Genomic DNA, 26,742 nt, shown 5'->3' with positions numbered 1-26,742 from the left:
GCTTAAGCTAATTTTTATTTTACATCTTTGTTTGCAAGAAAATAAAACCCAAAATCAAAATTCAAAACTATGTGTGGCATTGTTGGATATCTAGGACACAGAGAAGCTTACCCTATTATTATTGAAGGCTTAAAACGATTAGAATACAGAGGTTATGATAGTGCAGGAATTGCACTTTTTGATGGTACTGACTTAAAAGTTTCTAAAACAAAGGGTAAAGTAGCCGATCTTGAAGAAAAAGCTGAAGCACAAATTACAAAACATGGTAATGTAGGCATTGGCCATACCCGTTGGGCAACACATGGTGTTCCTAATGATGTTAATTCGCATCCACATGTTTCTAATTCGGGCGATTTGGTTATCATTCATAATGGTATTATTGAAAATTATGAGGCTCTCAAACAGGAATTAATTTCCAGAGGATATACTTTTCAGTCTGATACAGATACCGAAGTACTGGTTAACTTAATTGAAGACGTAAAAAAACAAGAAAACATTAAATTAGGTAAAGCGGTTCAAATAGCACTTAACCAAGTTATTGGTGCTTATGCCATTGCTGTTTTTGATAGAAATAAGCCTGAAGAAGTTGTTGTAGCGCGTTTAGGTAGTCCGTTAGCCATTGGTATTGGTGAAGACGAAGACGAATTCTTCATTGCTAGTGATGCCTCTCCTTTTTTAGAATACACAAAAAATGCCGTATATCTTGAAGATGAAGAAATGGCCATTATTAGGTTCCATAAGGGAATAAAAATCAGAAAGATAAAAGATGATTCTCATGTAGACACCTACGTTCAAGAGCTACAAATAAATCTGGAACAAATTGAAAAAGGGGGTTATGAGCATTTTATGCTTAAGGAAATTCATGAGCAACCCAAAGCCATCACAGACACTTACAGAGGAAGATTATTAAGAAACGAAGCTATTATAAAAATGGTAGGTGTTGAAGATAACATGAAAAAGTTTCTTAATGCTAACCGTATCATTATTGTAGCCTGCGGCACCTCTTGGCACGCAGGATTGGTTGCAGAGTATATTTTTGAGGATTTAGCCCGCATACCTGTAGAAGTAGAATATGCCTCTGAGTTTAGATACAGAAATCCCATAATAAATGAAAACGATATTCTCATAGCTATTTCTCAATCTGGTGAAACAGCCGATACATTGGCAGCCATTAAACTAGCTAAATCAAAAGGCGCTTTTGTTTTTGGGGTGTGTAATGTAGTAGGATCTTCCATCGCTAGAGAATCGGATGCAGGTGCTTATACCCACGCAGGACCAGAAATTGGAGTAGCTTCAACAAAGGCATTTACTACGCAAATTACTGTGCTTACTTTAATGGCTTTACGATTAGCCAGAGCAAAAGGTACTATAAGTAGTTCCGATTTCAGAACACATTTGTTAGAGCTTGAAATGATTCCTAAAAAAGTAGAAAAAGCATTAGAATCTGACGCTTTAATTCAGGTTATTTCTGATGTTTATAAAGATGCTCGTAATTTCTTATATCTAGGAAGAGGTTATAATTTCCCTGTAGCACTTGAAGGCGCTTTAAAACTAAAGGAAATTTCTTATATCCATGCAGAAGGCTATCCTGCCGCCGAAATGAAGCACGGTCCTATAGCATTGATTGATGAGAATATGCCCATTGTGGTTATAGCTACTAGAAAAGGGCATTATGAAAAAGTGGTTAGTAATATTCAAGAAATAAAATCAAGAAAAGGCAAAATTATTGGTATTGTTACTGAAGGCGACAGTCAAGTGAAAGAGTTAGCAGATCACGTTATTGAAGTACCTGAAACCTTAGAGTCCTTATCACCGCTCTTAACCACTATTCCATTGCAGTTGCTCTCTTATCACATTGCTGTCATGCTAGGAAAGAATGTAGATCAACCACGAAATTTGGCCAAATCTGTTACCGTAGAATAAATTAATTTTACCTATATTAAAAGCCTATGAATTTAAAACTCATAGGCTTTTTTATTGCTTTTAAGGTTGTCCGAAAAATTCTTTCAAATAAGATTCAGGACATTACTTCTCCTCACATTATCTTACTTAGATTTAAAATCAATTATTTTAGATATTTTATGTTTAAATTTAGAATATGGCAATATTTAACTCAATATTTTATTAAAACATACTATGCGTGCATAATTTTTTTATATTTTTATTGGCAAGCACTATTTAAAACAAAATACTATTTTAGTTCAAACTTAACTATTTTAACATTACATGAAGACATTTTATCAATTATTACTGTTGTTCATTTGCAGTTTTGCATACTCTCAAACAACAATTTCAGGATCAGTTGTTGATGACAATAGTCAACCCATCCCTGGCGCAAATATCATTGTTCTAGGAACAACAACGGGCACAGTGACCGATTTTGACGGTAATTTTACATTAACCTATAGTCAAAATCCACCATTTTCAGTCCAGGCTAGTAGTGTAGGCTTTGAATCCATGACCTTAGAGGTAACATCAAACAGTCAAACACTAAGCTTTGTTTTAATTGAAGGTACGGCCTTAGACGAAGTGGTTATTTCAGCCTCTAGAACACCCGAACGTATTTTTGAATCACCAGTAACCGTAGAGCGTTTTGGGCTTAAAGAGATAAAAAATACAGCATCAGCAGATTTTTATGATGGTTTAGAAAACTTAAAAGGCGTTGATGTTAATACCAATAGTTTGACATTTAAGTCGGTTAACACCCGTGGCTTTGCCACCTTTGCAAACAACCGCTTTATGCAATTGGTTGATGGGATGGATAATTCCACACCAGCCCTTAACTTCCCAATAGGTAATTTAGTAGGTATGACCGAAACCGATGTGCTCAGTGTTGAATTACTACCTGGAGCATCTTCAGCATTATATGGTGCTAATGCCTTTAATGGTATATTATTTATGCGTAGTAAAAACCCATTTGATTATCCGGGTATCAGTGCATCACTAAAACGGGGAATCACATCACAAAAAGCTGCTGGCGATAATGCTTATACTGATTTAAGTTTTAGAGCAGCACATAAGTTCAGTAACAAATTTGCTGGGAAAATTAATTTTGGCTATTTAAAAGGTACTGATTGGGCTGCTAATAGTAAGGTTGATAAAAATTCGAATGGAGGCACTCGAGAGAGCAATATAAATTATGACGGTGTAAACGTTTATGGTGATCTTGCTTCAGCAAATATAAGGGCAGAAGCTCCTGAATTTATCAAACCTCTTGTCCCAAATGTTTATGTAAGTAGAACGGGATATGAAGAAGAATACTTAACCGATCACAATGCTGAAAGTGTTAAAGCGGATTGGGGCTTATACTATCGCCCTTGGGAAAACGATTTTGAAATATCTTATGTTGGAAAAGTTGGTACGGGGTCTACTATCTATCAAGGTAGTAATAGGTACTATATAGATGGTTTCACGCAACAACAGCATAAACTAGAGTTTAAGAACAATAATTTCTTTTTAAGAGGATATGTAGTTTCAGATAAAGCTGGTGATTCTTATGATATGGTTGTAACAGCCGTTCAAATTAATAGAGCTTGGAAAAGTGATGAAGATTGGTTTGGCGATTATATAAGCACCTATGTAGGAGCCACATTGGGCGGAGCCACTGAAGATCAAGCGCATGCTGCTGCAAGGGCACAAGCAGAATCGGGAAGATATTTACCTGGATCTCCAGAGTTTAATGAGGCCTTTAACCGAAGTATCAACGATCCTAATTTAGCTACAGGATCAAAATTTCAAGATGCCTCTAAATACTACCATGCAGATGGAAATTATAACTTTAGTCATTTAATGGATTGGGCCGAGATACAAGTAGGTGGCTCTTACAGAAAATATAATTTAAATTCATTTGGAACCATTTACACAGATTATGATGGATCTATTGACTATTCTGAATTCGGACTATATACGCAAATTCAAAAAAGCCTAGAATTAAATCAAAGCTTAGAATTAAAGTTAACGGGCTCCGTTCGTTATGATAAATCAGAGTTTTTTGATGGATTCTTTTCTCCGAGATTATCGGCAGGCTTAACCATAAATAGAGATCATAACATTAGAGCATCTGTTCAAACTGGATTTAGAAATCCAACCACCCAAGATTTATTTATTGGTCTAGACACTAGTTCTTATATTTTGGTAGGCTCAGCTCCTAACAACTTAGATAGATATTCTAGAGATTATAGAGTTAGTACTAGTGGGCAACTGTTAGGGCAACCAGCTTCAATCACGCAAACAGGGGCTGCAGCGTATACCAATTCATACACCAGAAGTGCCGTTCAAGAATATGAAGAAACCGGAAACACCGATGTTTTTGAAGAACCTAGCGCCATTGGTAACCCTAGCCTAATAAAACCAGAGCAAGTGACTTCGGCCGAGGTTGGATATAGAGGAAAACTTAACAACCTTACTATTGATTTTAGTGCCTATTACAATAGCTATAAAGATTTTATTTCGCAGAACAGAGTTGTAGCACCACTTTATGGCACTGTTGGAGATAACTCACTATCAATCAACGCTATTGAAAATGGTGACTTTCAAGATTATGGTATTTATACAAATTCTGAAGCAGACGTAAACTCCTACGGCGCATCCCTTGGGTTATCAACCAAAATATTTGGTAATTTCGATTTAAGCGGAAGTTATACCTATTCCAAACTGGATTTTGACAGAAAGAAATACCCTGATTTTGTAACTAACTTTAACACCCCTGAACATAAATTCAAAGCTTCATTTGGAAATACTGAGTTGTTTAAAAACTTTGGCTTTAATATAGCTTACAGATATAGCGATAACTATTATTGGGAGGCTACTTTTGGAAACGGGCTTGTTCCAGAATACCACGTTCTTGATGCTCAAATCAATTTGCAAGTACCCAGTTTTAAATCTACTTTTAAAGCAGGGGCAACAAACCTTACTGGGAAAGAATACTATACTGCTTATGGCACTGGCTTTATAGGTTCCATGTACTACGTTTCATGGATTATTAACAATTAATAAAATGAAAAAGAAAATCATGAATACAAAATATATAATCGTTCTATTTCTTTTACTGGGTTTTACCGCATGTAATTCACCCGAAGATGTATTAAGAGACAATAATATTCCAGTCCCTAAAGAGATTATTTTACCCGATTTAACCTCTGGTGTGGCTGATTTTTCAAAGTATGTCTCTGTTGGAAATTCACTTACAGCGGGACTGTCGGACGGAACGCTCTTTCTGGCTGCACAGAAAAACGCATTCCCAAAAATACTTTCAGAAAAATTTGAATTAGCTGGCGGTGGCGCATTTACCCAACCTTTAGTTAGCGATAATTTTGGTGGACTCGCCTTAAACGGCACCAGAATTGAAGGTTTCAATCCCAGATTTGTAACTACAGGAGGTGCCCCCCAACCTTTAGAGTCTGTCATTGGACCAGTCACCGTTACAACAGATATTGTATTGAACAACCCAACGGGGCCTTTTAACAATATGGGAGTCCCTGGAGCAAAAAGTTTTCATGTGATAGCACCAGGTTATGGTAATTTAGCAAACTTACCGCTCGCCAATCCGTACTTTATAAGAATGACAGGAAACACGCCCAATGCCAGTATTCTGGAATTAACTATGGCTCAAAACCCAACATTTTTCACATTATGGTTAGGAAGTAATGATATTTTAGGCTATGCATTAACTGGAGGTGATGGCACTAACCCTATTACAGACCAGCCCACGTTTGATTTTGCTATGACTACAATAGTAAATACCCTAACCTCAGGAGGTGCAAAAGGCGTAATTGCTAATATTCCTTATGTATCAGATATACCAAATTTCACAACTATTCCATGGGATCTATTAGATCCTACAGACCCAGATTTTGAGAGTATTTTGCCTTTAATTCCGACCTTAAACGCGCAACTTTATGGACCATTAAATCAGATTTTCACAGCATTAGGAGAACCCGACCGAGTTAATCTACTATCCGCTGATGGCCCCAACCCTTTACTGATACATGACGAAACCGCAACCGATAGATCAGCAGAAATTGCAGCCACACTTACTCCTGTTTTAGGCGCACCAACCGCTGGCGCATTCGGAGCTATTTTTGGAAAATGCAGACAAGCCAAACCCGATGATCTAATCCTTTTAGCAGCTGGTTCGCAAATTGGAAAACCGGCTCCGGGCTTACCAGCACCTGTTAACGTGAATGGCATTAGCTATCCCCTGCAAGACCAACTTGTACTCATTCCGAGTGAGCAAGCCGAAATTAAAACCGCAGTAGATAACTTTAATGCTACTATTGAAGCTGCTGCCGGTCAAGCTGGATTGGCCTTTGTAGATGCCAATACCTTGTTATCTCAACTAAAAGACACAGGCATAGCGTCTAATAATTTTATTTTAACGTCAGATCTGGTCACTGGAGGTGCCTTTTCATTAGATGGTGTACATTTAACCTCTCGTGGTTACGCCATAATTGCGAACGAATTTATGAAAGCCATTGATGCTAAATATGGCTCTAATTTTGAAGCCTCTGGCAATTTAGTTGATATTGGCGCGTACCCAACCAACTACTCACCTTTGTTACAATAATTTAAATATGAAAGAATTGCAAAAAACACCTTCAAAATGAGGGTGTTTTTTTATTATAAAAAAGCCAAGAAAAAGCACTTTCATTTTAAATTAAAAAATATATCTTTGCAGCGCGAAAACAAAAAGTGTTTTCACAATTAAGTCGCATAAAATTAAACAAATAAGTAATGTCTAAAGTTACAGGAAAAGTTGCACAGATCGTTGGACCAGTTATCGATGTTGAATTCGCTGCAGGTTCAGAGCTTCCAAAAATTTACGATTCATTAGAAATAAAAAGACCTGATGGTTCTATATTAGTACTAGAGGTACAGTCTCACGTTGGTGAAGATACCGTTCGTACCATAGCTATGGATTCATCTGATGGTTTAAGTAGAGGAACTGAAGTTATTGCAACTGGTGCTCCTATCCAAATGCCAATTGGTGATGATGTTTACGGACGTTTATTTAATGTAATTGGAGATGCTATTGATGGTCTTGGTGATTTACCTAAAGCAGGAAATGCGGGATTACCAATTCACCGACAAGCACCTAAATTTGAAGATTTATCAACTTCTACTGAAGTTTTATTTACAGGTATTAAAGTAATTGACCTTATTGAGCCTTATGCAAAAGGTGGTAAAATTGGTTTATTTGGTGGTGCTGGTGTAGGTAAAACAGTATTGATTCAGGAGTTGATTAACAATATTGCAAAAGGTCACGGTGGTTTATCAGTATTTGCTGGTGTAGGAGAAAGAACACGTGAAGGAAATGACCTTTTAAGAGAGATGTTAGAGTCTGGTATTATCCGATATGGTGAAGACTTTATGCATTCTATGGAAGCAGGTGGATGGGATTTATCGAAAGTAGATAAATCTAAAATGAAAGAATCTAAAGCGACTTTCGTATTCGGACAAATGAATGAGCCTCCAGGAGCTCGTGCACGTGTGGCTTTATCTGGTTTAACTATTGCTGAATATTTCCGTGATGGCGCTGGTGATGGTCAAGGAAAAGACGTACTTTTCTTCGTAGATAACATCTTCCGTTTTACACAAGCTGGATCTGAGGTATCTGCATTATTAGGTCGTATGCCTTCTGCGGTAGGTTACCAACCAACATTAGCAACAGAAATGGGTGCTATGCAAGAGCGTATTACTTCAACTAAAAAAGGATCTATTACTTCTGTACAAGCGGTTTACGTACCGGCGGATGATTTAACTGACCCTGCGCCTGCAACTACGTTCGCGCACTTAGATGCAACAACAGTATTATCTCGTAAAATTGCTGAGTTAGGTATTTATCCTGCGGTAGACCCATTAGATTCTACGTCTAGAATTTTAACAGCAGACATTTTAGGAGCAGATCACTACAACTGTGCCCAACGCGTTAAAGAGTTATTACAACGTTACAAAGAATTACAAGATATTATTGCGATCCTTGGTATGGAGGAATTATCGGAAGACGATAAATTAGCTGTAGGTAGAGCAAGACGTGTACAACGTTTCTTATCACAACCATTCCACGTAGCTGAGCAGTTTACTGGTATTCCTGGTGTATTAGTTGATATTAAAGAAACTATTAAAGGGTTTAATATGATTATGGATGGTGAGTTAGATCACTTACCAGAAGCAGCATTCAACCTTAAAGGAACCATTGAAGAAGCTATTGAGGCTGGTGATAAAATGTTAGCTGAAGCTTAATTTTAATTCAGAATTAAGAATGAAGAATTATGAGTACATAATATATTCGGAATTCATAATTCATAATTCATAATTAGAACATATGTATTTAGAAATTGTATCCCCTGAAGCAACATTATTTAATTCAAAGGTAGAATCTGTAGCTGTACCAGGTGCAAATGGTGAGTTTCAAATGTTAAATAATCACGCTCCAATTGTTTCAACCTTGGTAGCAGGAACTATTAAGATTAGAATACACACTGAAAGCCATTTAGATTATGACCAATTACATCCTGAAGTTAAACCTCATATGGTAGACAACAAAGTCTTACTTATAAATATTAAATCAGGAACTTTAGAAATGAAAGATAATAAGGCTATTATTTTGGCTGATTAATCTCATTTTAAGATATACTATAAATAAAGGGAATGCGATTGCATTCCCTTTTTATTTGCTCAAGATGTTACCAATTAATACAAACGCACTTAAGATTTAATTTTTAAATCACTCTTTTTAGGCATCTCAATTATTTTAGTTAATTTTAAGGAAAAGGAATATTAATTAAAAAAAAGCAAGATGAGTAAAAGTAGTAATCTAGTATTAGGCTTATTGGCAGGAGGCGCTATAGGGGCAACTCTAGGTATATTATTTGCACCAGACAAAGGGATTAACACCAGACAAAAACTAGTGGATGAAGCCTTGTCTGCTAAAGCAGACTTATCTGAAAAAGCCCATGAGGTAAAGGACAAGGTAGCATCTCAAGCGAAGCAAAAGAAAGACTCATTAGATAGTCAATTGGAATCTATACTCAACAATGCCAGTTACAAAGCTGATGATATTATTACGAGTTTAGAACAAAAATTAGCTATTTTAAAGGCTCGAAATAAACAATTTCAAAAGGAGACTTCAAATAAAACAAACTCTTAAAACCTTCGGCTTAATGAGCGTTATTGATTCTGTAAAAGAAACGAATAAAAAAGCGGTTGAAACTGGCGAACGATTCTTAAATAAATCGTATGCATATTATAAATTAAAACTATTTCAACAACTATCTGTTTCAGCAAGTATGCTCTTAAAGGTGCTTGCTATAGGTAGCTTAATTTTAATAGCTTTAAGCTTTTTTACCGTGGCCTTAGCCTTTAAATTAAGCGTGATTTTAGAGAGTTATCCCTTAGGTTTTAGCTTAATTGGACTCTTATACCTTTTGTTTGCTTTGATTGTTTATATGTTAAGAAAACGAATAAACAATAGTATTGTTAAATCTCTATCCAAACCCTTTTTTAGTAACGATGAAAATATATCACAATCTTGAAAGTGTTGAGCGCGATTTAAAAATTCTCAATCTTGAACGCAAAATTGCGTTAGAAGAATTAAAGCATCTAAAAAAAGACTATGAGGATAGTGTAAAACTGCCACAGTGGCTACAAACAGGTGTTGAACTTGGAAGTAAACTCAGTACGTTTCTATTTCTTAGGAAACTATTTAAAAGGTAAAAAAGACCTTTCATTGTTCTGATGTTTTAGGTTTGTAGAACTGTTACACAATAATATATCGCATTCAACCAATTAGAAAACCTGCTAACATTTGATTTCACTTTATGATAAGAATACTTTATAAAGATTCAGCAATAGTTCTATATAAAGTTAGTTCATGATCTCGAAAAAAGTGGGTTGTATCTGTTTTAAAATGATAATTTGAAGATAGTTTAACAATAACCATATCTTTATCTGGGTCTACATATATAAATTGTGTATAAATACCTTGAGCATAAAACTCATCAAGAGCACCTAATGGAATCCACCATTGATACCCATAACCCTCTTTCAATTTAGCATTAGTGCGCTTGCCTGGCATTAAATGTGGCGCATCTGGTGTAATGGACGCCTTTACCCATTCGCTAGGCACTAATTGTTTACCCTTCCAATGGCCTAAATTCAGAAATAACTGTCCCATTTTAGCATAGTCTTTAGCAGTACAGTTCAAGCCACCTAAAGCAAACTCCATCCCCTCATTATCAATAATCCAAAAAGCATCAAATTCCGCTCCAATAGGTTCCCACAATTTTTTATACATATATTCGGAAATTGACATACCTGTTGCTTTAGTCAAAATCATACCAAGAACTTGCGTATCTATACTTACATATTGATTATAAGTACCAGGTTCTCGTTCTCTTATTAAGGTTTTAGCAAATTTTCTCATGGGTTTTCCAATAGCAAAATAGCGTCCCATAATATTAATATCTGAATAAAAGTCACTATAGTCTTCATTAAACTTCACTCCTGATGACATTTGCAACACGTCTTTAATTTGAACACCATCATACCCCGTTCCTTCAAACTCTGGAAGATACTCGGTAACGGTATTCTTTATACTTTTAATATAGCCCTCTTCAATAGCTATTCCTATGAGTGTAGAGATAACAGATTTAGCCATGGAAAATGAAATATGGGTATCTGTTGGTTGAAATCCATTGCTATAATATTCATGCTTAATAGAATCATTTTGTATAACCAATAAAGCATCTGTAAGCGTATAATCAAGATAAAATTGTGTGTTTATAACGGAATCATTATGACTAAAATTTTTAGGCAAAATATGTGCTTTATTGGCATAAGGAAAGGCATAGGGTTGTGATGATTTTTGAACTAATCTTATTGGGAAAATGGACTCAATATCACGAAAATTCTCCGATATGCTTTCTGGTTCAAAAAAGGTAACTACCTTGTATAAACGATAAGCTTCTTGCCTGTAAAAAAATGCTATAATAAGGCTTCCTAACAATAAAAAAACTATTATTCCTTTACCTATTCTTTTGATTAGTTTCATCATTTCAATACGGCTTAGTAACACAAAACGGGTTCAGCTATTATATTTTATGTATTTGGACATTATCAATCCAGAAAGTTCCTGGTTCAAGAATATTCAACTCTAATCTAAGTTCCATGTCTTTAGGAACATCTATGATAAACTCAAACATTTTCCACCGGTGTATGTCTGCGTTATCTTCCAATATAACCTTCATATGTCCTTCAAAGGCATTAACACCACCTGCCTTAATTCTATATTTTGTACCTTGATTCATAATCCAGAACTTAATACTATAACTAGCTTCTCCTTTAAAACTTCCTACCTCGCGAAACTGATTAGTAAACCCAGGAGAGCCCCATCCGCCAGTACTTTTACAATGTTTGACTTCAAACTTAAGTGATTTTTTACCCTCAATAAAATTTTCTTGATCTATCACAATATTGAAATCAGAGTTAGGAACTGTATGAGGCGTATACATTTGCCAATTCACAGGTAAATCATTTTGGATGTGTTCAAACCCTCCATTTAGCCTGGCAGAACGATCTATTTCAATGTCACTCATTTGTTTACAGCCGATAAAAACTAGCAATATCAAGCTTAAAAAAACCTTAGAAAACTTAATTGCGTGCATCTTTTTCATGGTCAAACTATTTCTTTTAACAAACTTCTAAGTCAAAATTAATGAGCTGTTACCTAAGATTCATTAACCTGAGTTAAGAAATGTCATTAGCAAATTTTCGTCTTATTCTACTTAATGAGGGTGGTTTTACTCCAACATAAGACGCTATATGATACTGTGGAATTCTTTGAGCAAGATTAGAATAGTTCTCTATAAAACTTTTATAGCGTTCTACATGCCCCTGCATATAAATGGCGAGTAACTGACGCACCATAACTTCAAAACGATGTTCAATAATAATACGTCCTATTAAATTTCCATTTGACACTTTTTTAAATATGTTTTGCAGATCGGAATAGTTAATTATTAACATTTCACAATCCTCTATAGCTTGAATATTTTGTAGTGAAGGTGTCTTATTATTGAAGCTTTGGTAATCGGCTATAAACTCTCCTTCTTTAGTAAATTCAAAGGTCGCTTCATCACCATCATTATAAACAAAATACCTAACCAAACCGCTATGAAGAAAAGCAACATGTCTATTAATTTTGCCTGACTCTAAAAAACAGGCTCCCTTTACAAGGTTAAAAGGTTTAAAGCTATTCATGATTAATTGCTCTTCAAGGGCGTCTAATTTGGAAATACGATTGACCAGATTTAACATATGAACATACCTTTGCTCCATCAATTAATACATTTAAGGAATTAATTCTTTTAAAGATACAAAAAACAAATGGGGTGTTTTATAAGCATAAAAAAAGACCTCACATTACTGTGAAGTCTTGATTTTGCTTAGCTCCTCACAGATATTGTTTTATCGAATCAATGTAATGATAATTTGCTGAAGTTTACTTCATTATTTAATAGGGATATATTTATTGACAATAAAAAAACGTTTAATATGATATTAGTTTTTCCATTTTCCACCACTAACATAAAAGCCTATACTGGCTCCTAAATAACTATTTTTTATGGATTCCCCAAACTCTAAATCTGACTTAGGTAGGATATTATATTCTAGAGTCATTCTAAATTTACCCAATTCAACCCCTCCTCTAACTAAGGCTCCGAATTGCTCTCCTAGATTAATAACATCTCCCCCTGGACCTCCTATATCACTTAAAGCAAAATAGCCTAAACCAATTCCTAAGAATGGTGAGGTTGAAGAATTTTCACTACTAAAGTAATAGTCATAAGTACCTAATATACTTATATTATAGTCGGCATCTTTAATTCCTAGAGAAGCAGCCGAACCAAGCCTTAAACCAATATTTGAATTATCAGTGATATTATATTTTGGCTCAACTGAAAAAAGTGCACCGCCATCATTTTCAAAAACATACCCCAAATCTAAACCTACTCTAAACTTTCCTTCCTCTTGTGCATTTATGCTTAATATCCCAAAAACACCTAACACAATTATTAATAGTTTTGTCATAACATTATTATTGATTAGTTTTCTAAAGATACGGAACTTTAAATGGAAAGTATTAAACACAAAAAAACTACCTAATTTCTTAGGTGGTTTTATTCTTATATCGATAAGATTATATTTATCATTGCAACTAGAACATCATCCACTTATTAGTGTAGGTGAATGCTTTTTTTGCCTAAACACAACAATTGATCATGATCCGTAAAATACAGGTAAGTTAAAAGCTTAGTTAAGTCCATAAAAAAAGGCCTCACATTTCTGTGAAGCCTTATGCTTGCTAAGCTCCTCTTCTTGGGCTCGAACCAAGGACCCTCTGATTAACAGTCAGATGCTCTAACCAACTGAGCTAAAGAGGAAGATGTGCTTTGCTTTAGCGAGTGCAAATATAAACTGTTTTTTAATTACTGCAAATAATTTTTTAAAATTTTTTACCCAAAAATGGCTTTATAAATATCGTTTCCATTGGCAAACAGCACAAGCGCAATTAAAATAAAGAACCCAACCATTTGAGCATACTCCATAAACTTATCTCCTGGCTTTCTTCCTGATATCATTTCATATAATAGAAACATGACGTGACCGCCATCTAACGCAGGGATAGGTAACAAGTTTAACACACCTAACATGATAGAAAGAAAGGCTGTAATGTTCCAAAACACCTGCCAGCTCCATGAACTTGGAAAAATATCATATATAGCTTTAAAGCCACCTACACCTTTATAAGCACCTGTGCTGGGCGTAAAAATAGCCCCTAGTTGATCCCAATATGACACAATTTTGTCTTTGGCTTTTTTCAACCCTACAGGAAATGCTTCTAGTACCCCATAATCTTTAACTTCAAAATCATAATATCCTAAAGCTTCCAAGGTTTCAAAAGTAGATCCGCCAGCAATCACTAAACCTAATTTAGCTTCATCACTAATCTTAAGAGGAACTTCAATCTCTTGATCGTCTCTTTTTACTATTCCTGTTACGCTTTGACCTTTAAATGCTTCTAATTGTGTTTTTACTTGATCGGCATATTTTGTTGAAACACCATTCAATCCAACAAGCATGTCGCCTTCTTTTAAACCGCTGGTATAATTAAAAGATGTATCAGGTACTTTCATAACAATAAAGGGTTGTCTTAAATTTATAAACCCTTTTTCTTTGGCATCCATCAATTGTGATAGGAAATCTTCTGGCATCGTGATGGTAGATTGTCTCCCATCTCTCTCAATGGTGATAACTTTACCAAACAACACCTTTTCAGTAATTTGAGAAAAAGTTTCAATCTCATCACCATCTACAGCTATAATCTTATCACCAGTTTGTAATCCTGCTTTATTAGCTACAGAACTTTCAATAAGTAATCCGTCTTTTATATTTTCATTAGGAAGAAAGATATCACCATAAAAATAACTCATGCCGATGTAAATTAATATGGCTAACAAGAAATTTACGGTAACACCACCTAACATAATTATTAATCTTTGCCATGCTGGTTTAGACCGAAATTCCCAAGGTTGTGGTTCTTGTGCCATTTGCTCGGTATCCATACTCTCATCAATCATGCCCGAAATTTTCACATACCCTCCTAAAGGCAACCACCCTATACCGTATACCGTTTCTCCTATTTTCTTTTTAAACAGTGAGAACTTGACATCAAAAAACAAGTAAAACTTTTCTACCCGAGTTTTAAAAGCTTTGGCAGGAATAAAGTGCCCTAATTCATGAAGAATAATCAGTAGTGATAAGCTTAATAAAAACTGAGATATCTTTATAACAAATTCCATATATCGTCTAACATTTTTTTATAATCGCACAAAAGTAACGTTTTAAACCAACTTTGAAAAAACTATTACGGTATGCATCTCTTTTTAACACCATTTTAAACTAAAAATCTAACAACCAAATCCGTAATTCATTGTATTTTTGTGTTTATAATTTTATATAAGTTCGCATGCTATCGTTTTTTAAAGCGTACAAAAAATTTGCCATTGCTTTTACAATCATTTCTATTGTCATCATAGCCCTTATTTATAATACGCTGAACGTTTACCAACCGCTCCCTATTTACCAACCCGCTATGGTAAGCACAGAATTGGTAGACAGCACGATACAATACAAAAAGAAATACCATAAAATAGCAGATTTTAGTCTGGTTAATCAAAACGGAAACATTATAACTCAAGAAGCTTACAAGGATAAAATATATGTGGCTGATTTCTTTTTTACCACCTGCCAAACGATATGCCCTATTATGACCAACCACATGGCAGATATACAAAAAGAGATTTTAAATGATGACGAGGTGATGCTGTTATCACATTCGGTAACACCAGATATTGATACTGTGGCACAATTAAGACAGTACGCAAACAAAAAGGGAGTTAATGACGAAAAATGGAATTTAGTAACTGGTGATAAAAAGCAAATTTATGAGCTTGCCAGAAAAAGCTATTTAGCCGTAAAAGATAACGGCGATGGTGGTCCCTTTGACATGATTCATACCGAAAACTTTATGCTCATAGACAAAAAACGGCAAATACGTGGGTTTTATGACGGCACAAATTCAGAAGATATTTTGCGTCTTTTAAAAGACATCAAAATTCTAAAAGAAGAATACCAGCAATAGTTTTATAAATACATTTTTTTAGGCTAATTTTTTACACTATTTTTGCTTCTTTAAAATCAATCTAAATAACATTGCAAGATACTTTAGCACATTTAAAACGAGGAGAAGACGCTATCATTACTGATGTGTCATCCATTCACATTCCGCTAAAGCTTTTAGAAATGGGATGTTTACCTGGTAATTCAGTAAAACTTGTTCAAGTAGCGCCATTTCAAGACCCTATGTATTTAAATATAAATGGGTCTCATCTTGCTATTAGAAAAGAAACGGCAGCTCACATTTTAATTGAAAAGGTAACTAATGAGTAAACAGATTAATGTTGCACTAATTGGTAACCCAAACACAGGAAAAACCTCGGTATTTAATGCTTTAACGGGTTTAAACCAAAAAGTAGGAAACTATCCTGGTATTACTGTTGAAAAAAAGGAGGGAGTTTGTAAGCTCCCCAGAGGCGTAAAAGCTCATATTATAGATTTACCAGGAACCTACAGCTTAAACGCCTCTTCATTAGATGAAAGCGTAGTTATTGAACTTCTTTTAAATCAAAATAACAAAGACTTTCCTGATATTGCTGTTGTAGTTACTGATGTTGAAAACCTAAAGCGTAATCTTTTAATATTTACACAAATAAAAGATTTACAAATACCTACCATCTTGGTGATAAACATGGCCGACAGAATGAGCTACAAGGGTATTTCATTGGATATTGAGCATTTAGAAAAGGAGCTTCAAACAAAAATTGCCTTGGTTAGCACCAGAAAAAAACAAGGTATTGATGAATTAAAACAGCTTATTTCTAATTACAAAGATGTTTCTGTAAAACCTTGTTTAGATATTGCTTCCATTGACGTTACGTATTTTGAAAATTTGAAAAAAACCTTTCCAAATCAACTCATGTACAAATTGTGGTTGGTTATTACACAAGATGTTAATTTTGGGAAAGTAGATCGTAACGAAGTGGATGCGGTGGCCGATTTCAAGACAAAAACTAATGCCGACTTAAAACGTTTACAGCAAAAGGAAACCATAAAACGCTATCAATTTATTAACAACGTTTTAAAAGTTGGGCAAACCATTGATGTAACACAGGCCAAAGATTTACGCACCAAATTTGACCGTATTTTAACCCATAAATTTTGGGGGTATATTATATTTTTTGCCATTCTGCTTCTTATTTTTCAAGCTATTTATGACTGGGCTACGGTGCCAATGGATTTCATTGATGCCTCTTTTGCTTCATTAAGTGAGTGGTTAGCTAACTTACTCCCCGACGGCGCCTTTACCAGCTTGCTTACCGAAGGTATTATTCCTGGGTTAGGCGGTATTGTTATTTTTATTCCTCAAATTGCCTTTCTCTTTCTATTCATCTCTATTCTTGAAGAAAGTGGCTATATGAGCCGTGTGGTATTTTTAATGGATCGTGTTATGAGGCGTTTTGGTTTAAGTGGTAAGAGTGTCGTGCCTCTTATTTCTGGTACAGCCTGTGCCATTCCAGCTATTATGGCTACAAGAAATATTGAAAGTTGGAAAGAACGCTTAATCACCATTTTAGTCACCCCATTCACAACGTGTTCAGCCAGACTGCCTGTATACCTTATTATAATTGCTTTGGTAATACCAGAAGGGCGCTTCTTGGGCTTAAGCTATCAAGCGTTAACCCTAATGTTACTGTACTTAATCGGCTTTGGAACCGCAGTCATTTCAGCTTATATCCTTAATAAAGTGCTTCAAATAAAAAGTAAATCTTTCTTTGTGGTTGAAATGCCCAACTATAAATTACCACTTTTTAAAAACGTAGTGCTAACCGTTGTTGAAAAAACAAAAGCATTTGTTTTTGGAGCTGGTAAAATTATTTTGGCTATTTCTATTGTATTATGGTTTTTGGCTTCATATGGCCCTGGAGAACAATTTAATAATGCTGAAGAAATTGTTAAAACCCAATTTGCCTCGCAAAATTTAAGCGACGAAGAACTTCAAAATAAAATAACATCACATAAGTTAGAGCATTCTTTTATAGGAATTACAGGAAGAGCCATTGAACCCGTTATAAGACCTTTGGGTTACGACTGGAAAATTGGCATTGCTATTGTAAGTTCGTTTGCTGCTCGTGAGGTGTTTGTTGGTACATTAGCCACAATTTACAGTGTAGGAAGTGACGATGAAGAAACGATTAAAAATAGAATGGCTGGCGAAGTCAATCCTATTTTGGGAGGGCCTTTGTTTAATTTTGCTTCTGGAATATCCTTGCTACTTTTTTATGCCTTTGCTATGCAGTGTATGAGTACTTTGGCTGTGGTAAAAAGAGAGACCAATTCTTGGAAATGGCCTTCACTTCAATTAGCCTTGATGTCTTCTTTTGCATATATTGTTGCTTTAATTGCCTTCCAATTATTGAAATAATTACCACTTTTTTACGACCTTTAAAGGTATGAATACCATAGTACAAAATATATTAGCTTTTTCTGCAGTTGGACTGGCTGTGGCTTTTTTAATTAAAAAGTTCTTTTGGAAAAAATCAAAACCCAAAAAAGCGTGTGGCAATGAAGATTGTGGTTGCCACTAGCAGATTATCATAATGTCCTGAAATACAAATTGTGCTATACCAATATTTTCAAGGCTATAGCTTATCTATTTTTATTACATTTGAGTACACTTGTAAAAAACACGCAACATGTATTTTAAGTTAAGACTCTTTTTATGCCTATGCTTTGCAGCTTCCCTTTTAACATATAGCCAGAATAAATCAAAATCAATTGCCTTATTGGATGCTAATTTGAGTCAATTTGAAACATGGCTTGGTGTTCCGCATACCACGGTAAAAGGACTTCCTGAAGGCACGTATCAATCTAACAATGTAAACAGTGGTACACCCATTGGCTTAAACCAAGACGCAAAACAGGTGTTCTCTGTTATTGAAGAAGAAGGCAGCCTTGTTCTAAAAATTACAGGTGAAATTTATGGCGGACTCACCACAGAAAAAAACTTTAGCAACTATCATTTGAGTGTTAAGTTTAAATGGGGCGATAAAAAATGGGAACCTCGGCTTAACGCCAAAAGAGATTCTGGTATTTTGTACCATGCCTATGGAGCTCATGGAAGGTTTTGGAAAACGTGGAAAACCAGCTTAGAATATCAAGTACAGGAAACAGATCTTGGTGATTTCATTCCGCTTTCTGGAAACACTGAAATTCCTAAAGTTTCTGGTCCAAAGGTTGAAATTCGAGGCAATGCTCAAAAGAAACAATATGACCCAACCCAAGACACCTATTTTGAAGGCAATGGCTATATTCATGCCTATATTGAACCCGACATGCCACACGGGCAATGGAATCATTTAGAAATATATGTATTAGGAAATGATGCAGTACACGTGGTAAACGGACAAATAGTTATGGTTGTTGAAAACGCTATAAACCCTGAAACAGGAAAACCTTTAACGGAAGGACAAATACAAATTCAATCAGAAGCCGCTGCGTGTTACTACAAAGATTTAACCATAACGCCCATAAAAGAGTTTCCAAAATTCATAAAGAAGACAGTACGATTTAAATCATAATCTATTTTAAAAATATTAAAGCAATCTAAGAAACTCTAATAAATAAGTTATTGGCTATCAAGTTTGAAATAATAAGTTCTTTATTGTTAGCTTGTATTGTAATAGAATGATCAAAAGGTTCGCGGTGAATAATTTCAATTTCAGTACCCAAGGCAATGCTATTCTTATCTAAATATTTAAGAAAATTAGACGAAGAATCCTTTACACCTACACAAATACCTCGATGCCCTACTTGGGCTTCTGAAAGCAAAATTTTATCTATTTTTTTAATATGTCCAGATTTATCGGGTATAGGATCTCCATGCGGATCATGCGTTGGAAATCCTAAAAAAGCATCCAACTGCTCAATCAATTTTTTAGATTTTATATGTTCCAATTGTTCGGCTACCTCATGAACCTCATCCCAAGAAAAGTTTAAATGATCTACTAAAAACACCTCCCATAAGCGGTGTTTTCTCACAATGCTCAAAGCAATTTCCTTTCCTTCTTCGGTTAAAGTAACGCCTTGGTATTTCTTGTAGTCGGCATACCCTTTTTCAGAAAGCTTCTTCACCATATCGGTCACCGATGAGGCCTTAGTTTCCATTTCTTTAGCAATAGCATTGGTACTCACATTGTGGGCACCGTACTTCCCTAAGTGATAAATCGCCTTGATATAGTTCTCTTCTGTAAGGGTAATCATGAATATAATTTAGTCACTACGCAAAGATATAATATTTATTACATTAAAATAATTTTTAGACTAATCTAAATTTTATTTTATATTTGCAAAAACTTAAATCATGAAAAACCTTATCATACTCCTTATTAGTATTTTAAGTTTAAGCGCAACCGGACAACATATTGCTGGCACAACACGTGCAAACGGGGCTCCCCTTCCTTTTGTTAATGTATACCTTAAAAACAATTCAAAAGGAAGTTCAAGTAACGAAGACGGCTTCTATATCATAAAAAACATTGCACCTGGCAAGTATACCATTGTAGCCTCGTTTACGGGCTTTAAAAAAGTAGAAAAGCAAATTTTAGTAACAGAAGGCAAAACAGCTACAATAAATTTCGAACTCGAGGAGTCTGAAAGCCTTGACGAAGTTATTGTTACTGGTACGTTAAAAGCCGTTTCAAGGTTAGAAAGCCCAGTGCCCGTTGAGGTCTATGCACCTGCCTTTTTTAAAAAAAATCCAACACCAAATATTTTTGAAGCCCTGCAAAATGTAAATGGCGTGCGCCCGCAATTAAACTGTAATGTGTGTAATACTGGCGATATTCATATTAATGGTCTTGAGGGCCCATATACATTGGTTCTTATTGACGGTATGCCTATAGTTAGTGGACTGTCAACCGTTTATGGGTTATCAGGAATACCCAATTCCCTTATTGAACAAGTTGAAATTGTTAAAGGCCCAGCATCATCACTATATGGCAGTGAAGCCGTGGGCGGCCTGATAAACATCATTACCAAATTACCTGAAAATGCTCCCGTGGTGTTTGCTGATAGCTATTTAAGTGATTGGGGCGAATTTAATTTTGACGCAGGACTTAAAGCAAAGGTTGGGAGAAAAACCGATGTACTCATCGGGGCAAACTACTACAACTACTCCAACCCTATTGATAAAAATCAGGATAACTTTACCGATGTTACCCTTCAAGATCGTATTTCGGTTTTTCAAAAGTGGAATTTCAAACGAAAAAACAACAGATTATTCTCTTTGGCAGGACGCTATTTTTATGAAGACCGTTGGGGCGGCGAAATGCAATGGAACAAAACCTATCGTGGCGGTGATGTTATTTATGGAGAAAGCATCTACACCTCGCGTTATGAAATTATTGGAAACTATCAACTGCCCATTCATGAAAAAATGACCTTTCAGTTTTCATATTCAGACCATGATCAAAATTCCGTATACGGAGACACACCCTACCTAGCAAAACAGCGCATAGGTTTTGGGCAACTCCTTTGGGATAAATCACTAAAAAACAATGACCTTCTTTTTGGTTTGGCTGCACGCTACAATTTTTATGATGATAATACGCCTGCTACCAACACTGCCGATGAAGTTACTATACCCTCTGTGTTTGTACAGGATGAAATTACCTTAAGTTCAAAACAACGTCTACTTTTAGGTGCTAGATATGATTATGATAAACGCCATGGTTCCATTGTTACACCAAGACTAGCATATAGGTTTAAACCCACAGAAGAGGATATTATTAGACTCAACGCCGGTACTGGTTTTAGGGTAGTTAACCTGTTTACAGAAGAGCATGCTGCACTTACAGGCGCAAGAGATGTTATTATAGAAGGTGAGCTTGAACCCGAAACATCGTATAACATCACCTTAAACTATCTCAAAAAATTATATACAAAAAGTGGTATGCTATTCACTTTTGATGCTTCTGCCTGGTATACCTATTTTACCAATGCCATTATTCCCGATTATGATTCAGATCCCAATAAAATATTTTACAGAAATTTAGATGGCTTTTCAACCACCAAAGGCCTTAGCTTTAATATAGATGGTATTTTAGGTCATGGTATTAAAGGATCATTAGGTGCCACGTTTCAAGACGTTTCAAAGACAGAGGATGGCGAAAAAACACGACAAATATTAACGGAGCGGTTTACAGGGGTTTGGTCTTTATCTTATAAACATTTTCCAACAAATATAACGGTAGATTATACAGGAAATATTTATGGACCCATGCGCTTACCTCTGCTTGGTGAACTTGATCCGCGTAGTGAATATTCACCAACATGGAGTATTCAAAACATTCAATTTACCTATAACGGATTCAATAATTTTGAAATCTACGCTGGTATTAAAAATCTTTTAAACTGGACACCTAATAAAGGAAATCCGTTTATTATTGCTAGATCTGAAGATCCGTTTGATAGACAAGTAGACTACAATGAGTCAGACCAACCTGTCATGGCTACCAGCCCTGCCACAGGGCAAACCATCACAGTGCAACCTGGAGGTGTTATGCCCACTGAAAACAACCCGTATGCCCTAACCTTTGATCCGTCCTATGTTTATGCCCCCAATCAAGGGAGACGATTATTTTTTGGATTACGCTATACTTTAAATTAATTTTAACCATGCAAAAATCAATCTTTATACTTTTCATATCATTACTCTTTCTCAATTGTAAAAATGAGAAAGAAACAAATGGTAAACTCAATGTGGTCACTACAACCACCATGATCACAGATTTAGTTACAAATATTGCCCAAGATGAAGTCAATCTACAAGGCCTAATGGGTAGTGGTGTAGATCCGCATTTATACAAAGCCAGTGAAGGGGACGTTACCAAACTATACAACGCCGATCTTATTTTTTACAATGGCTTACATCTGGAAGGCAAACTGGTTGAAGTTTTTGAAAAAATGAAAAACAAAAAAACCATTGCCATCTCAGCTGCTATTGACAAGAACACCCTCATTGGTTCTGACTATTTTGCTTCAAATTATGATCCGCATATTTGGTTTGATATTGATTATTGGAAAGAAGTTGCTGTTTTTGTTGAGTATTACCTTTCGGAAGCAATACCGGAGAAAAGTGCCGTTTTTGCATCAAATAGAAAAGTCTATATTGAAAAACTAAATAAGCTTAAAAAAGAAGTATACGATAAAATCGATGAGTTGCCTCAAGAACAACGTATTTTAGTCACAGCACATGATGCCTTCAATTATTTTGGAAAAGCGTTTGATTTTGAAGTAGTAGGCCTGCAGGGCTTATCAACCGCAACAGAAGCAGGCGTACAAGACGTTCAAAATCTATCAAACTTTATCATAGAAAAACAAGTAAAAGCCATTTTTGTGGAAAGTTCGGTACCAAAACGAACCGTTGAAGCCTTACAGGCCGCAGTGAATTCAAAAGGCCATCATGTTACTATTGGAGGATTACTATACTCGGATGCTTTGGGTGACAAAGGCACAATTGAAGGCACTTATATTGGCATGTTTAAATACAATGTTAATACCATTGTTAATGCGTTAAAATAATGTAATTTGAAGCAAAATCCTGCTATACGCTGTATCTTTTTCTCGTTCCTCAAAAAAGGATGCCGCTTCTATCAGGGCTAAAAAAAGAATATGAGTAATAAAATAGCTGTACAAATAGATGACCTTACCGTAGCTTATAACTACAAACCGGTACTTTGGGATATTGATTTAGAAATTCCTGAAGGTGTCCTTATGGCCATTGTAGGGCCCAATGGCGCTGGGAAATCTACTTTAATCAAGTCTATTTTAGGTATTTTAAAACCTATTGCTGGCAGTGTAAGGATTTACGGAAAACCCTATAAAAAACAACAAGCATTGGTAGCTTACGTGCCTCAAAAAGGAAGTGTAGACTGGGATTTTCCAACCACAGCACTTGATGTGGTTATGATGGGAACTTATGGTAGCCTTGGTTGGATAAAACGTCCAGGGCAAAAAGAAAAAAAAGCAGCTCTTGAAGCACTTGAAAAAGTAGGTATGCTTCCTTTTAAAAATAGGCAAATCAGCCAACTTTCAGGCGGACAGCAACAACGTATCTTTTTAGCACGGGCCTTGGTGCAAAACGCTTCCATATATTTTATGGATGAACCCTTTCAAGGTGTTGATGCCACTACTGAAATTGCTATAATAAACATTCTAAAAGAACTCAGAAAGGCAGGAAAAACTGTTATTGTAGTACATCATGATTTACAAACGGTACCTGAGTATTTTGATTGGGTAACCTTCTTAAACGTGAAAAAAATTGCTACGGGTCCGGTTAAAGACATATTCAATGATGATAATTTAACCAAAACCTATGGCATCAATTACAAGGTTAGTATTCAAGAATAAGTCATGGATGTATCAGAATATATAAAACTGGTTTTTACCGATTACACCCTTAGAACCATCACACTGGGCACCGCTATTTTGGGTGCTGTAACTGGCATGCTAGGCAGCTTTGCGGTGCTAAGAAAACAGAGTCTTTTAGGGGATGCCATCTCTCATGCAGCCTTGCCAGGTATAGCCTTAGCGTTTCTGTTAACAGGCACTAAAGATAGTCATGTGTTACTTCTTGGGGCTTTAATAAGTGGTCTTATAGGCACCTTTTGGATTCGTAGTATCATAAAAAAGACCCATTTAAAGTCTGATACGGCACTCGGACTTATTCTGTCTTTGTTTTTTGGTTTTGGGATGTTGTTACTTACTTTCATTCAAAAACAACCTAATGCCAACCAAGCGGGTTTAGATAAATACCTTTTTGGTCAGGCAGCCACTTTAGTAGAAAGTGACGTTTGGATGATGGCTATAGTTACCGGCATTTGTCTATTTGTACTACTTCTTTTTTGGAAAGAGTTTAAAATTCTACTGTTTGATGCCGATTATACCAAAACATTAGGATTTAACACAAAGTTCATTGATGTTCTCATTACCTCATTTATTGTACTAGCCATTGTTTTAGGTCTACAAACCGTTGGTGTTGTTTTAATGAGCGCTATGCTACTAGCTCCAGCTGCAGCTGCCAGACAATGGACCAACAGTCTGGGTATAATGATTGTTTTATCGGCAACTTTTGGAGCGTTCTCTGGCGTTTTTGGTACCGCTATTAGCGCCTCTCAAAATAATTTATCCACAGGTCCTGTTATAGTCATTATCGCTGGGGTTTTCGTATTGTTCTCTTTTATATTTTCACCAAGCAGAGGATTGCTCTTTAAACAAATTCGTTTTATAAAAAACAGACGCGACCTACAACAACATAAAACCTTGGCCTTTATGTTTCGCATCGCTGAAACGCATGACAATATTTCGCACCCGCATGCTATAAAAATACTAAACAATTTTCAGGGTTTTACTAAAAGTACACTTCAACAACTGGTGAGAAAAAATTATGTGAAGATTGATGGAAACATGTGGCACTTAACCGAAGAAGGTTTTAAAACCGCTACCAATTTGTATAACCAACAAGAGAAGACAAATGACTAGCGCTCAATTTGAAATACAACTCATTGCCTGCATTGTTGCCATAGCTTGTGCTATTCCTGGCACCTTCTTGGTACTTAGAAAAATGGCTATGATTAGTGACGCGATAAGTCATTCTATTTTACCTGGTATAGTTATTGGATTTTTCATCACTCACGATTTAAATTCACCCTTTCTCATTGTTCTTGCGGCTATAACTGGCATCATTACGGTAGTTTTAGTGGAGTACATTCAAAAAACTGGATTGGTAAAAGAAGACACCGCCATTGGCTTGGTATTTCCTATTTTGTTTAGTATTGGAGTTATTTTAATTGCTAAAAATGCCAATGATGTACATTTAGATGTAGATGCCGTTTTATTAGGGGAACTGGCTTTTGCGCCTTTTGACAGATTTGTAGTTTCGGGATTTGATTTAGGTCCAAAATCGTTATGGATTATTGGCTGTATTCTTATTATCACCGTGATTTTACTCTTTGCATTTTTCAAGGAATTAAAAGTAAGCACCTTTGATGCTGGGTTATCAGCCTCTTTAGGTTTTTCTCCAGCACTGATTCATTATGGGCTAATGACAATGTCTTCCATTACCACAGTGGGTGCTTTTGATGCAGTTGGCGCCATACTTGTGGTTGCTTTAATGATTGCGCCCGCAGCAGCAGCCTATTTACTAACCAATGATTTAAAACGTATGCTTCTCTATGCCATTTGCTTTGGTATTTTTAGTGCCATTTCAGGCTATTGGGTAGCCCATGCACTAGACGCTTCAATAGCTGGCTCCATAACCACCATGCTAGGTCTGGTGTTTTTACTGCTCTATTTATTTGCACCAAACAAAGGAATTATTGCTGTTCTGTACAGAGAAAAACAACAACGTACAGAGGTATCTCTACTTACCTTTTTATTGCATTTAAAAAATCACACCGAAGAAACAGAACGCCACGTTAACCACCTTAACGAACATATAAATTGGCAAAAAGTACGTTCAAAAACCGTTTTAGAGCTGGCCCTGAAAAATAATATGATAAAGTTTGATAAAAACATTGTTTCCCTAACCAAAAAAGGAGAAAAATTTACATCGCAAGCCATTGACTATATCATAACCAATCAAGACGCAAAAATTGAGCACATGAAAGATGATTTCTTTTTATTTAGAGGATAGTTATGGCTAAACACAATGATCTAGGCAAAAAAGGAGAACAACTAGCTGTTGATTATCTTATTGATAAACAGTACGAAATCATGGCACGAAATTATAGGTTTGATAAGGCCGAAGTAGATATTATTGCTAAAATTAATAACACCCTAGCTATTATTGAAGTGAAAACCCGATCTGGTACAGATTTTGGCAACCCTCAAGATTTTGTTAAACCCAATCAAATAAAAAATCTTGTAAAAGCTGTTAATGAATACGTTATAGTCAATGCTCTAGATGTTGATGTTCGCTTTGACATTATTGCCATAGTGAAAACCAGCAACAACACCTTTGACATAGAACATCTACAAAATGCCTTTTATCACTTTTAAGGC

At 35.7% G+C, this 26,742-nt stretch carries 24 protein-coding genes and 1 tRNA gene; 18 read left to right on the top strand and 7 right to left on the bottom strand.

Annotated features, from left to right (window positions below; genetic code table 11):
• Window positions 1–69 precede the first annotated feature (69 nt).
• From glmS to KFZ70_RS06215, 8 genes are all read left to right on the top strand, one after another.
• Complete coding sequence (gene glmS / locus KFZ70_RS06250) at window positions 70–1,923, top strand: glutamine--fructose-6-phosphate transaminase (isomerizing) (RefSeq protein WP_139696004.1); 1,854 nt, start codon at window positions 70–72, stop codon at window positions 1,921–1,923.
• A gap of 303 nt (window positions 1,924–2,226) precedes the next feature.
• The gene (locus KFZ70_RS06245) at window positions 2,227–4,992 is read left to right on the top strand and encodes a TonB-dependent receptor (protein WP_139696006.1); all 2,766 of its coding nucleotides are present in this window, start codon (window positions 2,227–2,229) and stop codon (window positions 4,990–4,992) included.
• 4 nt (window positions 4,993–4,996) lie between these two features.
• Window positions 4,997–6,565 carry a G-D-S-L family lipolytic protein gene (locus KFZ70_RS06240; protein ID WP_407516067.1) on the top strand — a complete coding sequence of 523 codons (1,569 nt, stop codon included), beginning with the start codon at window positions 4,997–4,999 and terminating at the stop codon, window positions 6,563–6,565.
• Window positions 6,566–6,732: 167 nt separating this feature from the next.
• Entirely contained in the window at window positions 6,733–8,241 is a 1,509-nt protein-coding gene (gene atpD / locus KFZ70_RS06235; protein WP_139696008.1) for a F0F1 ATP synthase subunit beta, read from the top strand.
• Window positions 8,242–8,323: 82 nt separating this feature from the next.
• Window positions 8,324–8,617: a F0F1 ATP synthase subunit epsilon gene (locus KFZ70_RS06230; RefSeq protein WP_139696010.1), complete on the top strand. Its 294-nt coding sequence runs from the start codon at window positions 8,324–8,326 to the stop codon at window positions 8,615–8,617.
• A 180-nt stretch (window positions 8,618–8,797) separates the two neighbouring features.
• Window positions 8,798–9,148 (top strand): YtxH domain-containing protein, encoded by a 351-nt coding sequence (locus KFZ70_RS06225; protein WP_139696012.1) that lies wholly within the window; start codon window positions 8,798–8,800, stop codon window positions 9,146–9,148.
• A gap of 13 nt (window positions 9,149–9,161) precedes the next feature.
• Window positions 9,162–9,533: a hypothetical protein gene (locus tag KFZ70_RS06220; protein ID WP_139696014.1), complete on the top strand. Its 372-nt coding sequence runs from the start codon at window positions 9,162–9,164 to the stop codon at window positions 9,531–9,533.
• Complete coding sequence (locus KFZ70_RS06215) at window positions 9,511–9,714, top strand: hypothetical protein (protein ID WP_139696016.1); 204 nt, start codon at window positions 9,511–9,513, stop codon at window positions 9,712–9,714. The genes KFZ70_RS06220 and KFZ70_RS06215 overlap by 23 nt, the downstream gene beginning before the upstream one ends.
• A gap of 118 nt (window positions 9,715–9,832) precedes the next feature.
• Here KFZ70_RS06215 and KFZ70_RS06210 read toward each other — a convergent pair whose 3' ends face one another.
• From KFZ70_RS06210 to rseP, 6 genes are all read right to left on the bottom strand, one after another.
• Complete coding sequence (locus KFZ70_RS06210) at window positions 9,833–11,053, bottom strand: serine hydrolase (RefSeq protein ID WP_139696018.1); 1,221 nt, start codon at window positions 11,051–11,053, stop codon at window positions 9,833–9,835.
• Between the two features lie 37 nt (window positions 11,054–11,090).
• Entirely contained in the window at window positions 11,091–11,594 is a 504-nt protein-coding gene (locus KFZ70_RS06205) for a hypothetical protein (protein WP_139696020.1), read from the bottom strand.
• A 151-nt stretch (window positions 11,595–11,745) separates the two neighbouring features.
• Window positions 11,746–12,315, bottom strand: coding sequence for a Crp/Fnr family transcriptional regulator (locus tag KFZ70_RS06200; protein ID WP_407516064.1), 570 nt, complete (start codon window positions 12,313–12,315; stop codon window positions 11,746–11,748).
• Window positions 12,316–12,558: 243 nt separating this feature from the next.
• Window positions 12,559–13,089, bottom strand: coding sequence for a hypothetical protein (locus KFZ70_RS06195; protein ID WP_139696023.1), 531 nt, complete (start codon window positions 13,087–13,089; stop codon window positions 12,559–12,561).
• Between the two features lie 279 nt (window positions 13,090–13,368).
• A tRNA-Asn gene (locus KFZ70_RS06190) sits at window positions 13,369–13,442 on the bottom strand.
• Between the two features lie 72 nt (window positions 13,443–13,514).
• Window positions 13,515–14,861 carry an RIP metalloprotease RseP gene (gene rseP, locus KFZ70_RS06185; RefSeq protein WP_139696025.1) on the bottom strand — a complete coding sequence of 449 codons (1,347 nt, stop codon included), beginning with the start codon at window positions 14,859–14,861 and terminating at the stop codon, window positions 13,515–13,517.
• A gap of 167 nt (window positions 14,862–15,028) precedes the next feature.
• On the opposite strand from rseP, the gene KFZ70_RS06180 reads away from it, so the two are divergent.
• The 4 genes from KFZ70_RS06180 to KFZ70_RS06165 all read left to right on the top strand — a co-directional run bounded on the left by KFZ70_RS06180 (window position 15,029) and on the right by KFZ70_RS06165 (window position 19,259).
• On the top strand, window positions 15,029–15,703 hold the full coding sequence (locus tag KFZ70_RS06180; protein WP_139696027.1) for an SCO family protein: 675 nt from the start codon (window positions 15,029–15,031) through the stop codon (window positions 15,701–15,703).
• 71 nt (window positions 15,704–15,774) lie between these two features.
• Window positions 15,775–16,011, top strand: coding sequence for a FeoA family protein (locus KFZ70_RS06175; RefSeq protein ID WP_139696029.1), 237 nt, complete (start codon window positions 15,775–15,777; stop codon window positions 16,009–16,011).
• On the top strand, window positions 16,004–18,103 hold the full coding sequence (feoB, locus tag KFZ70_RS06170) for a ferrous iron transport protein B (protein ID WP_139696032.1): 2,100 nt from the start codon (window positions 16,004–16,006) through the stop codon (window positions 18,101–18,103). The genes KFZ70_RS06175 and feoB overlap by 8 nt, the downstream gene beginning before the upstream one ends.
• Before the next feature lie 271 nt (window positions 18,104–18,374).
• Window positions 18,375–19,259 (top strand): DUF1080 domain-containing protein, encoded by an 885-nt coding sequence (locus tag KFZ70_RS06165; RefSeq protein ID WP_139696035.1) that lies wholly within the window; start codon window positions 18,375–18,377, stop codon window positions 19,257–19,259.
• Window positions 19,260–19,284: 25 nt separating this feature from the next.
• Here KFZ70_RS06165 and KFZ70_RS06160 read toward each other — a convergent pair whose 3' ends face one another.
• Window positions 19,285–19,941, bottom strand: coding sequence for a metal-dependent transcriptional regulator (locus tag KFZ70_RS06160; RefSeq protein WP_139696038.1), 657 nt, complete (start codon window positions 19,939–19,941; stop codon window positions 19,285–19,287).
• A 100-nt stretch (window positions 19,942–20,041) separates the two neighbouring features.
• On the opposite strand from KFZ70_RS06160, the gene KFZ70_RS06155 reads away from it, so the two are divergent.
• The 6 genes from KFZ70_RS06155 to KFZ70_RS06130 all read left to right on the top strand — a co-directional run bounded on the left by KFZ70_RS06155 (window position 20,042) and on the right by KFZ70_RS06130 (window position 26,739).
• Window positions 20,042–22,348: a TonB-dependent receptor gene (locus tag KFZ70_RS06155; protein WP_139696040.1), complete on the top strand. Its 2,307-nt coding sequence runs from the start codon at window positions 20,042–20,044 to the stop codon at window positions 22,346–22,348.
• 8 nt (window positions 22,349–22,356) lie between these two features.
• Entirely contained in the window at window positions 22,357–23,262 is a 906-nt protein-coding gene (locus KFZ70_RS06150; RefSeq protein ID WP_139696041.1) for a metal ABC transporter solute-binding protein, Zn/Mn family, read from the top strand.
• 90 nt (window positions 23,263–23,352) lie between these two features.
• Complete coding sequence (locus KFZ70_RS06145; protein ID WP_139696043.1) at window positions 23,353–24,090, top strand: metal ABC transporter ATP-binding protein; 738 nt, start codon at window positions 23,353–23,355, stop codon at window positions 24,088–24,090.
• A gap of 3 nt (window positions 24,091–24,093) precedes the next feature.
• The gene (locus tag KFZ70_RS06140) at window positions 24,094–25,221 is read left to right on the top strand and encodes a metal ABC transporter permease (RefSeq protein WP_139696045.1); all 1,128 of its coding nucleotides are present in this window, start codon (window positions 24,094–24,096) and stop codon (window positions 25,219–25,221) included.
• Window positions 25,214–26,374, top strand: a complete 1,161-nt coding sequence (locus tag KFZ70_RS06135) for a metal ABC transporter permease (RefSeq protein ID WP_139696047.1) — start codon at window positions 25,214–25,216, stop codon at window positions 26,372–26,374. The genes KFZ70_RS06140 and KFZ70_RS06135 overlap by 8 nt, the downstream gene beginning before the upstream one ends.
• 2 nt (window positions 26,375–26,376) lie before the next feature.
• Entirely contained in the window at window positions 26,377–26,739 is a 363-nt protein-coding gene (locus KFZ70_RS06130; protein ID WP_139696049.1) for a YraN family protein, read from the top strand.
• Window positions 26,740–26,742 lie beyond the last annotated feature (3 nt).

This window comes from Allotamlana fucoidanivorans (assembly GCF_045788535.1).
GTDB lineage: Bacteria > Bacteroidota > Bacteroidia > Flavobacteriales > Flavobacteriaceae > Allotamlana > Allotamlana fucoidanivorans.
Note: the sequence above shows the minus strand (reverse complement) of the source record. Positions and strands in the feature narration are given on the sequence as shown.

Excerpts from the sequence above, each read along its gene's own strand:
- glmS (WP_139696004.1), top strand. The coding sequence starts at position 70 with ATGTGTGGCATTGTTGGATATCTAGGACACAGAGAAGCTTACCCTATT.
- KFZ70_RS06245 (WP_139696006.1), top strand. The coding sequence starts at position 2,227 with ATGAAGACATTTTATCAATTATTACTGTTGTTCATTTGCAGTTTTGCA.
- KFZ70_RS06240 (WP_407516067.1), top strand. The coding sequence starts at position 4,997 with ATGAAAAAGAAAATCATGAATACAAAATATATAATCGTTCTATTTCTT.
- atpD (WP_139696008.1), top strand. The coding sequence starts at position 6,733 with ATGTCTAAAGTTACAGGAAAAGTTGCACAGATCGTTGGACCAGTTATC.
- KFZ70_RS06230 (WP_139696010.1), top strand. The coding sequence starts at position 8,324 with ATGTATTTAGAAATTGTATCCCCTGAAGCAACATTATTTAATTCAAAG.
- KFZ70_RS06225 (WP_139696012.1), top strand. The coding sequence starts at position 8,798 with ATGAGTAAAAGTAGTAATCTAGTATTAGGCTTATTGGCAGGAGGCGCT.
- KFZ70_RS06220 (WP_139696014.1), top strand. The coding sequence starts at position 9,162 with ATGAGCGTTATTGATTCTGTAAAAGAAACGAATAAAAAAGCGGTTGAA.
- KFZ70_RS06215 (WP_139696016.1), top strand. The coding sequence starts at position 9,511 with ATGAAAATATATCACAATCTTGAAAGTGTTGAGCGCGATTTAAAAATT.
- KFZ70_RS06210 (WP_139696018.1), bottom strand. The coding sequence starts at position 11,053 with ATGATGAAACTAATCAAAAGAATAGGTAAAGGAATAATAGTTTTTTTA.
- KFZ70_RS06205 (WP_139696020.1), bottom strand. The coding sequence starts at position 11,594 with ATGAGTGACATTGAAATAGATCGTTCTGCCAGGCTAAATGGAGGGTTT.
- KFZ70_RS06200 (WP_407516064.1), bottom strand. The coding sequence starts at position 12,315 with ATGTTAAATCTGGTCAATCGTATTTCCAAATTAGACGCCCTTGAAGAG.
- KFZ70_RS06195 (WP_139696023.1), bottom strand. The coding sequence starts at position 13,089 with ATGACAAAACTATTAATAATTGTGTTAGGTGTTTTTGGGATATTAAGC.
- rseP (WP_139696025.1), bottom strand. The coding sequence starts at position 14,861 with ATGGAATTTGTTATAAAGATATCTCAGTTTTTATTAAGCTTATCACTA.
- KFZ70_RS06180 (WP_139696027.1), top strand. The coding sequence starts at position 15,029 with ATGCTATCGTTTTTTAAAGCGTACAAAAAATTTGCCATTGCTTTTACA.
- feoB (WP_139696032.1), top strand. The coding sequence starts at position 16,004 with ATGAGTAAACAGATTAATGTTGCACTAATTGGTAACCCAAACACAGGA.
- KFZ70_RS06165 (WP_139696035.1), top strand. The coding sequence starts at position 18,375 with ATGTATTTTAAGTTAAGACTCTTTTTATGCCTATGCTTTGCAGCTTCC.
- KFZ70_RS06160 (WP_139696038.1), bottom strand. The coding sequence starts at position 19,941 with ATGATTACCCTTACAGAAGAGAACTATATCAAGGCGATTTATCACTTA.
- KFZ70_RS06155 (WP_139696040.1), top strand. The coding sequence starts at position 20,042 with ATGAAAAACCTTATCATACTCCTTATTAGTATTTTAAGTTTAAGCGCA.
- KFZ70_RS06150 (WP_139696041.1), top strand. The coding sequence starts at position 22,357 with ATGCAAAAATCAATCTTTATACTTTTCATATCATTACTCTTTCTCAAT.
- KFZ70_RS06145 (WP_139696043.1), top strand. The coding sequence starts at position 23,353 with ATGAGTAATAAAATAGCTGTACAAATAGATGACCTTACCGTAGCTTAT.
- KFZ70_RS06140 (WP_139696045.1), top strand. The coding sequence starts at position 24,094 with ATGGATGTATCAGAATATATAAAACTGGTTTTTACCGATTACACCCTT.
- KFZ70_RS06135 (WP_139696047.1), top strand. The coding sequence starts at position 25,214 with ATGACTAGCGCTCAATTTGAAATACAACTCATTGCCTGCATTGTTGCC.
- KFZ70_RS06130 (WP_139696049.1), top strand. The coding sequence starts at position 26,377 with ATGGCTAAACACAATGATCTAGGCAAAAAAGGAGAACAACTAGCTGTT.